Annotated in this window: 2 protein-coding genes; both read right to left on the bottom strand. The window is 35.0% G+C overall.

From position 1 onward, the window contains the following. Positions 1 to 431 (bottom strand): fasciclin domain-containing protein (locus tag V7Z48_RS13150; protein ID WP_334114062.1); only part of this gene is annotated, 431 nt, incomplete at its 3' end. 171 nt (positions 432 to 602) lie between these two features. Next, positions 603 to 1,508: a TIGR01777 family oxidoreductase gene (locus V7Z48_RS13145; protein ID WP_334114061.1), complete on the bottom strand. Its 906-nt coding sequence runs from the start codon at positions 1,506 to 1,508 to the stop codon at positions 603 to 605. Positions 1,509 to 1,798: the final 290 nt, after the last annotated feature.

Below are 1,798 nucleotides of genomic sequence, written 5' to 3'. Positions count from 1 at the left end.
TAATTCCCATTTTGGTCTTGTAACCAAATTTTACCATCTTTTTGTAAAACGGTTAGTGTTTGACCATTTAATGCTTTTAATTCAACTTTTCCATTTCCTTTTTTCAATGCAGCAACAACATCAGCCGCAGCTAATTTTCCTGAAACAACATGGAAAGTTAAAATATTGGTAAGTGCTTTTACATTTTCTGGCTTTAATAAGGATTTTAAAGTTGCCTCATCAATTTTAGCAAATGCATCGTTTGTTGGTGCAAAAACCGTAAACGGTCCGTCACCTTGAAGCGCACCAACTAAATCGGCAGCTTTTAACGCAGCTACTAAAGTTGTAAAGTTTTCATTTGACACAGCCGCATCAACTATAGTTTGAGCTTGTGTTTTTTGACTGAATGAAACAGCCAATAATACTGTAAAAATAAATGCAATCTTTCTCATAATTCTTTTTGTTTAAGTTTTTATATATATTGTTAAACAAATATAGAGAGAAGAATATGAAAACTCTGATTTACTCCTGTTTTTTATGTAGACTTTAACAAAAGAAAGTGAGAAATTAAAAAGATTATCTGATTATGCTTGGTAATGGATTTGAACAAAAAACTTTTCAGTTTAACCGATAATATCTTGCAGCGCTGGTTTTAGGTTAGGAAATTGAAAATCAAAACCTTCTTCCTCAATTTTTTGGGAGCTCACACGTTGACTTTCAAATAACAAAATGTGCATTTCACCCAACACTAGTTGCATTGCAAATTTTAGAACGTTAGGTAGGAATAACGGTTTATTTAAAGTAGAAGCAACTGCTTTTATTAATTCACTATTTGAAACCGCATTAGGCGCAACGGCATTAAAGGTGCCTTCCAATTGGTGTTCTACAACAAACACAAAAATACGCGCTAGATCGGTGATATGTATCCAACTTTGCCACTGTTTACCACTGCCAAAAGCGGCGCCCGCAAATAATTTTACCGGTTTTACGATTTCAGGTAAGGCACCACCTTTATTAGAAAGCACTAAACCAGTTCTTATTAAGGATACGCTCACTCCTATCGATTCGAATTTTTTGGCTGCTAATTCCCATTGTGCCGAGACTTCACCTAAAAACGAATCTGAAGCTTCCTTAAAATCTTCTTCGTAATAATTCGTTAGCGAATTTGGATAAATACCAATGGCACTTGCTGAAATGTAATGTTTAATGGGAATATTATGCTTTTTAATACTAGTGAATAGGCAGCTGGCTGTATCCAATCTGCTGTGCAAAATTTCTTTCTTATAACTTTTAGTCCATCTCTTGGAAATAGAAGCCCCAGCCAAATTAATAATTACCTCAACATCCTTAAAACATGCGCCATCAATTTCTCCGCTCTCGGGATTCCAGAAAAATCCTTTATAGTTGTTGGCAGTTGATAGTTTTGATTTTCGGGTACTTAAATAATTAACCGCAATATCATTTTGATGACACAACGCCACCAATTCTTGTCCAACTAAGCCCGTAGCTCCTGCAATTAAAATTCTCATTTGTATCCCTTTTGTGCAAAATTAGAGATTATTAAAAGGTTGCTGTCTTGGTTTAACAGTAATTTAGGTTGTGATTAATATTTAAGCTTGATCAGAAATATTAACGGTGTCCAATTTTAATTTAGCTTTAATTCACAATTAAATGCATAGTGGATCTTTCTTCGAAAGCATTTATCTCCTTATCAGTCGCTGAATGTTAAGAGCGCTTTTTGTGAATGACATTTAGCTCCCTGCGGTCGCTGAATGTTAAGAGCGCTTTTTGTGAATGACATTTAGCTCCCTGCGGTCGC

The organism is Paucihalobacter sp., assembly GCF_036825875.1.
Lineage (GTDB): Bacteria > Bacteroidota > Bacteroidia > Flavobacteriales > Flavobacteriaceae > Paucihalobacter.
Note: the sequence above shows the minus strand (reverse complement) of the source record. Positions and strands in the feature narration are given on the sequence as shown.